A 6253-nucleotide genomic window follows, 5' to 3' on the forward strand; every position below is an offset into this window, starting at 1 on the left:
TACAAAGGTTGGTTTTTAATGGATTTTGATGAGACACCATGAGCCAGACCGCGACGATTCTAGTCATTGATGACGAACCGCAGATCCGCAAATTCCTGCGTATCAGCCTGGCCTCCCAGGGCTACAAGGTGATCGAGGCCGGCAGCGGCAGCGAGGGCCTGGCCCAGGCGGCGCTGGGCAAACCGGACTTGCTGGTACTCGACCTGGGCTTGCCTGACATGGACGGCCAGCAAGTGCTGCGCGAGTTTCGCGAGTGGTCGACGGTGCCGGTGCTGGTGCTGTCGGTACGCGCCAGCGAAGGTCAGAAGGTCGAGGCCCTTGACGGTGGCGCCAATGACTATGTGACCAAGCCCTTCGGCATCCAGGAATTTCTCGCCCGTGTGCGTGCGTTGTTGCGCCAGGCGCCGGCGGGAGATGCCCAGGAAGCCGCCTTGAATTTTGGCCCGCTGACGGTGGACCTGGCCTATCGCCGCGTACTGCTGGACGGTGCCGAAGTGGCGCTGACCCGCAAGGAATACGCAGTGCTCGCGCAACTGGCACGTCATCCTGGGCGAGTGATTACCCAACAGCAGTTGCTCAAGGACATCTGGGGACCTACCCATACCGAGGACAGCCACTATCTGCGTATCGTGGTAGGGCACCTGCGCCAGAAGCTCGCGGATGACCCGACCCAGCCACGGTTCATCGTGACCGAGGCGGGGGTGGGGTATCGACTGCTGAATGCTTGAGTTTTTTGTGGGAGGGAGCAAGCCCCCTCCCACATTTTGATTTTCCTATATCCGCAACTCCTACAATTTCAGGGCTGCTCACTCTCATACCGATCCAGCGTATCCCTGGCAATCTCCCGCCCCAGCGCGATCAGCTCCGGCGCCTTGTAGAATTCGAAAAACCGGCACACCCGCTTCGGCACGTTGATCAGGATATCGGGCGGATACCCGGCGATCTTGTATTGCGCCAATGACGTCTGCATCACCTCGAAACTCTGGTTGATCAGGTCCAGCAGCGACGCAGGCCCGACGTTATCGATGATGAACGAACCCGTCGCCGACTTCGGTGCGCCGGCTTTCTCCGGCGCGGCGGCGGGTTGCTGGGATTCGGGTTCGGCCGACTCCAACCACGGGTTGATCTCTGCCGCCTGGGCCTGCAAGGCCTCCTGCTCAAGCTTCATTAACTGCTCGGCTTGCTTGCGGCGAAACGGCAGGTGCGACCCCAGCGATTTTGCCAGGCTGTTGAAGCGGCTCTTGAACGCTGGCGGACGTGGGATTACCGGCAACTGGTAATGCTTCTGGTTGGTGGCATTGAGGTTGACCGCGATGATCAAGTCGCAATGGCTCGACACCACCGGCACGATGGGCAACGGGTTGAGCAGGCCGCCGTCCACCAGCATGCGGTTGCCTTGCATCACCGGGGTGAACAGGCTGGGGATCGCTGCCGATGCGCGCATGGCCTGGTGCAGGCAACCCTCCTGGAACCAGATTTCCTGCTGGTTGGTAAGGTCGGTGGCAACGGCGGTGTAGGGGATGCGCAGTTCTTCGATATTGATCTCGCCGACGATCTTGCGGATCTGCCCAAAGACTTTTTCACCGCGAATCGCGCCCAGGCGAAAACTCACATCCACCAGGCGCAGCACGTCGAGGTAGTCCAGGCTTTCGATCCAGTTGCGGTACTCGTCGAGCTTGCCAGCGGCGTAGATCCCACCCACCACGGCGCCCATGGAGCAGCCGGCGATACAGGCGATGTCATAGCCGCGTCGTTCGATTTCTTCGATCACCCCGATATGGGCGTAGCCCCTGGCTCCCCCGGAGCCCAGCACTAAGGCAACACGTTTTTTCATGACCAGATCCTTCGAAAAACAGGTGCCCACAATGCACCCATCGGGGGGGCGGCTTCAATCCTGGGCTGGGCCTGCGATATTTTTCGAAGATAACCCTTGTGCTCGGGTATGCTCTGGCAATAGGTACTACCGATTTCAGGCTAAGGACAAGGCACTTTTTCCTGTGGGCAACGTCTACAGGCTACGAATGATTTTGCTTATTTTGAGGTGTCATCAATGAAAGCCTGGATGTGTGTGCCTGTGATCGTGCTGGCCTTGGCCGGTTGTGCTGGCAAAACTGCCTACCGAGACAGCTGCGGCTCGCAACTGGACGCCGCCTGGAAAGAACTCGACCTGGCCAAGGCTGAAGGTTTCGCCGGCACCGTCAGTTATTCCAAGGCCCTGTCGCTGTTGACCGGCGCCAAGACCCAGCAGCAATTCGAAGCGTTTGAAGGCTGCTCTAACAAAGCGGAAAAGGCGCGTTTCTATATTCGAGAGTCTCGCGCCGGGCGTTGACCTGTAGCGGGTAGGATTATTCATCGCAAAGTGAGGGCAGGATGTCAGCCTTGGTCAATCAGTTAGTCGCTCAGGTCATTGGCCTGGAAGTAGGGTTACTGAGCTGCCAGGCTCGCCTCGCCGCCGTCACCGACGATGAAGCCCTGCATGATTTGCGCACCACCGTGCGCCGCCTGCGCAGCCTGTTGCGTCCGTTGCGCGGCCTGCCAGGTGTCGAGCAACTCGAGTTGGCCGCCAAGGCGGTGGGTCAACTGACCACGCCGCTACGCGACCGAGAGGTCCTGGCGGCGTATTTGCATCAGCACGGATATCACGACGCGGCTGATCGGCGTCTGCGCCTGCAACCAGAGACCTATCGCCAAGTGGCGCAGAGCGAGGAGTTGGCGCATCTGTTGCTGATTCTGGATGCCTTCCCCCGATTTATCCGCGCGGCCCAGCACCAGAAACTGCTCAAGGGCCTGCGCCCGCGCATTGAGAAGCGCCTGGCCAAGCAATGGCAGAAACTCGGTGAAGCACTGAAGGATCCTGAGCATGATCGCCACCGCCTGCGGTTGCTGATCAAGCGCGTGCGTTACGCCGCCGAGGCTTATCCCGAGCTGGACAAGTTGCCCGTCAACGCCATGTCGCGGTTGAAGAAGGCCCAGGGCGCACTGGGTGACTGGCATGACTGTTGGCAATGGCTGGCCCAGGCCGGGCACCAGCCGGACCTGCAACCCTGTGTAGCGGTGTGGCAGCGCACCATGCTCAAGGCGCAAGGTCGCGCTGATCGCGTGCTGGACAAACTCAGCGCCGATTGCTTTTGAAGTGGTCCGGTTTTTGGCCGGAATAGGCGCTGTGTCTGCCGGATTCGATGGTTAAGATCCCTCCATCGATTTTCTTGATGTGAGGTCGCCATGCGCTTTAGTGATTTGCTCGATGCTGCCCGTAGCAACCCGCTGGATGTCACCATCCCGGCCGAATGGGCCCAGGGCCGTGCCACCTTTGGCGGCCTGGTCGCCGCCCTGCAATATGAGGCGCTGCGCGCCCAGGTGCCGGCGGATCGCCCCCTGCGCTCCTTGGCCATCACCTTTGTCGGCCCGGTCGCGCCGGATGTGCCCGCCAGTTATCAAGTTGAAGTGTTGCGCGAAGGCAAGGCCGTCAGCCAGTTGCTCGGCCGCGTGGTGCAGAACGGCGAAGTGGCGACTCTGGTGCAGGCCAGCTTTGGCGCATCTCGCGCGTCGGAAATTGACGTGTCGAGCGAAGCGCCGCCGGTATTCAAACATTGGGATGAGTGTCAGGAGTTGCCCTACATCAAGGGCGTCACCCCTGAATTCATGCGCCATCTGGCGATGCGCTGGAGCGTCGGCGGCCTGCCGTTCACCGGTAACAAATCCCGCGACATGGGCGGTTGGGTGCGGTTGCGCGGGGATGTGAAAGAAGAGCCACTGACCGAGGCGCACGTCCTCGCCCTGGTCGACGCCTGGCCGCCGGCCCTGCTGCCACACCTGAAAAAGCCTGCGCCAGGCAGCACCCTGACCTGGACCATCGAGTTCATCCAGCCGCTGCAAGACCTGACCACCCTCGATTGGTGCCAATACCACGTCAACATCGAACATGCCCGCGACGGCTACGGCCATGCGGCCGCTGCGCTGTGGAGCCCGACCGGCGAGTTGATCGCCCTCAGTCGCCAGACCGTGGTGGTGTTCGCCTGAGCATCAGTGCCGGTGACGCTGCCGCCAGGCGCGCCACCAGCCACCGCTCAACACAAAGCGCGGGAAGGTCACGAACTGCTCGACCACCAGCCGTTGCACCGCGTCTTTACGGTCACTGAACGGCTCACTGGCCTGGGCCTCCAGGCTATGACCATGACGCTGCAACGCCAGGCCTGCCACGATCCCCACCACACCGATGGCGAAGCTGGCCAGACTCAGGCTGAAAACCCCCGAGACGATCAGCAGAAATCCGACGATAAACAGTGGCACGGCAATCAGATGCAGTGCCAGGTTGGCCGGGTGTTGATGGTTTTGTGGGTAGTGACGCCATTGCCAGGCGGGGAGATTGGGGTGACGTTTGCCCATGGTGGTGAATCCTCTGTCCGTTGAAACAACTTGGAAGGAGTGTAGGCTGGGCTGGATAGTGGGGCGAATTAGCCTTTGCTATCGCCCTCATAGTTGCGGTCCCGTAAATAAACTCATCATTTTTATAGGTTATCGTCTGACCAGTTGACATCTCCTGGTTCAGGGCAATTTATATAGACTGACGGTCCAGATAGGGATAGCCATTTAGCCTTGAATTCAACAAGTGCATTTTTCGATTTTGCTGTGAAAAAGAAGTGCTCGCTCGCTTTCATTATTTCTATGGTGAAAATTTCCCTGAGAGGAAGGTTTGTTATTTTTAAGTCGGTGATGCTGGAACAAGACAGTCCAATTCTGCATGTGTTGTATCCTTTGTCTTTCCATTTTTCCGGCAGCCGGTCAGGAAAATCTGGTATGTCAAAGCCGATACCAAAATCATTCTGATCATTTTCTATATTTAACGAGCGGATGTAGGCTTTTCCGATTTCAATAGGCTGACTGAACACTTTGTTGAAAAAGATAGAGCCATCAAGGTCATTCCAGTTTTTCATTTTTTAAGATTTTATGTCAATAGATCTGCAGGGGAGTTTCGGTCATTGTCGGGTTAGATTCAAAGACCAGAGGTGCCGTTCTGAGTATTTCTGAAACGTGCCTACTTTTGTCATATGCGTTCAACGCTGTAACCGCTTGCAATGACTGCAAGAACAGTCTCACCATTGCCAGACTTGAAGCAATAAGTTGTAATTGCCTCATTTGGGTCAATGCACACGTTCTCCTGCGAAAGAGTAGAGGTCTTTTCCTCATGCATATCGCATACTTTACTACCCGCTGAGCTTAATCTATGAAAGGAAATTAATTTGTGGAAGGTAATTAAGAAGGTTTGTTCTTGCTGGTCCGTAAAGACCATTAATAGCTCATCTCGTTTAGCGGTCAGTTGATCGATGACTCCATCCGAAAAAGAGAATTTTCCTGTGTTGGAATGAGTTTTTTCTGTTGAAGCTGGTTTCCAGAATTTCAAGTCTAGTAAATGTCTTTCCATGTCATCCATATCATCGTCGCCGATAGAATCGTCAAAATGATGAGAAATTATCGTGCGAACCCTTGCAAGACGCTTGGTGACCTCGCAGTTGTCGATGAAGTCAGTAGTTGTTCTTCTATATTCTTCCACTGCGCCAGGTTTGTCAGCATAAAAGCTGCCCATTTTGTGAAGAGATATCAATATGAATTCAATTTCTTTCAAGGCTTCAAGCGCCTCCTCGCCTGTAAGTATTATTTCTTTGTTTTTCTCTAGCATTACTTTCTTCTCGTGAATGTAGGGTTATTTGTTTCTAAATTCCCTCTTACGGTTAGCTCCATGACGTTATACCTAGGGTTTTTCACCCATTCTAATCTTGATTCAGGTACATCCATCTCAATGTAGTCTCGACCCTTGCCTTTTGCAATTTGGTATTTATCTTGGGCGTCGACAGGACTAAGTACCTTGTTTTTCGCAGGCTCGAGATACACTCTATTGTTATCTTGAGCCAATATCACGCCATCTTTTTCAATTCCTTTCGATCCTTTCCTATTTGTGTAGTGCCTAACCCGAACCGTTTTCTCTGGCGTTGATGCTGGTGCGGGCAGCGTTGGCTCGCCATTGTTAGCTTTCGCGTGTTTTGTCGAATCATCGACACTATGAGTTGGTTTGCAGCCATCCCCGCCAGGACACGAGTTCAACCCCAACGGGTCTATCCAGCCTGTCGGATTTGGCGCGTATCGGTAAGCGTTGACCCCACCCGCCAACTTCACTGGGTCTGGTGTGAGGTAGCGACCAATATCCGGATTGTAGTAGCGATGGCGGTTGTAGTGCAGTCCGCTTTCCTGATCGAAG

Annotated in this window: 9 protein-coding genes; 4 read left to right on the forward strand and 5 right to left on the reverse strand. The window is 55.8% G+C overall.

All coding sequences use genetic code 11. The features are described from left to right. Positions 1–38 precede the first annotated feature (38 nt). The gene (locus KVH01_RS04460) at positions 39–728 is read left to right on the forward strand and encodes a response regulator (RefSeq protein ID WP_217880585.1); all 690 of its coding nucleotides are present in this window, start codon (positions 39–41) and stop codon (positions 726–728) included. Positions 729–796: 68 nt separating this feature from the next. On the opposite strand, the gene KVH01_RS04465 is transcribed toward KVH01_RS04460, so the two are convergent. Then, complete coding sequence (locus tag KVH01_RS04465; RefSeq protein ID WP_057013408.1) at positions 797–1834, reverse strand: patatin-like phospholipase family protein; 1038 nt, start codon at positions 1832–1834, stop codon at positions 797–799. Positions 1835–2050: 216 nt separating this feature from the next. Between KVH01_RS04465 and KVH01_RS04470 the strand changes: the two genes are divergently transcribed. The 3 genes from KVH01_RS04470 (at position 2051) to KVH01_RS04480 (ending at position 4020) form a co-directional block, all read left to right on the forward strand. After that, positions 2051–2329: a hypothetical protein gene (locus KVH01_RS04470; protein ID WP_012722962.1), complete on the forward strand. Its 279-nt coding sequence runs from the start codon at positions 2051–2053 to the stop codon at positions 2327–2329. A gap of 41 nt (positions 2330–2370) precedes the next feature. After that, a complete protein-coding gene (locus tag KVH01_RS04475; RefSeq protein WP_217880586.1) occupies positions 2371–3132 on the forward strand; it encodes a CHAD domain-containing protein in 762 nt (253 codons plus the stop codon). A 90-nt stretch (positions 3133–3222) separates the two neighbouring features. After that, positions 3223–4020, forward strand: a complete 798-nt coding sequence (locus tag KVH01_RS04480; protein ID WP_217880587.1) for an acyl-CoA thioesterase — start codon at positions 3223–3225, stop codon at positions 4018–4020. A gap of 3 nt (positions 4021–4023) precedes the next feature. Here KVH01_RS04480 and KVH01_RS04485 read toward each other — a convergent pair whose 3' ends face one another. The 4 genes from KVH01_RS04485 to KVH01_RS04500 all read right to left on the reverse strand — a co-directional run. Continuing rightward, positions 4024–4386, reverse strand: coding sequence for a DUF962 domain-containing protein (locus KVH01_RS04485; protein WP_217880588.1), 363 nt, complete (start codon positions 4384–4386; stop codon positions 4024–4026). Between the two features lie 122 nt (positions 4387–4508). After that, on the reverse strand, positions 4509–4934 hold the full coding sequence (locus KVH01_RS04490) for an Imm50 family immunity protein (protein ID WP_217880589.1): 426 nt from the start codon (positions 4932–4934) through the stop codon (positions 4509–4511). Positions 4935–5044: 110 nt separating this feature from the next. Beyond that, positions 5045–5677, reverse strand: coding sequence for a hypothetical protein (locus tag KVH01_RS30290; protein ID WP_264083491.1), 633 nt, complete (start codon positions 5675–5677; stop codon positions 5045–5047). Beyond that, positions 5677–6253: RHS repeat-associated core domain-containing protein (locus KVH01_RS04500; RefSeq protein WP_318836565.1), on the reverse strand; the 577-nt coding region annotated here is incomplete at its 5' end. The genes KVH01_RS30290 and KVH01_RS04500, both read right to left, overlap by 1 nt.

The sequence above is a fragment of the Pseudomonas khavaziana genome, assembly GCF_019145205.1.
Lineage (GTDB): Bacteria > Pseudomonadota > Gammaproteobacteria > Pseudomonadales > Pseudomonadaceae > Aquipseudomonas > Aquipseudomonas khavaziana.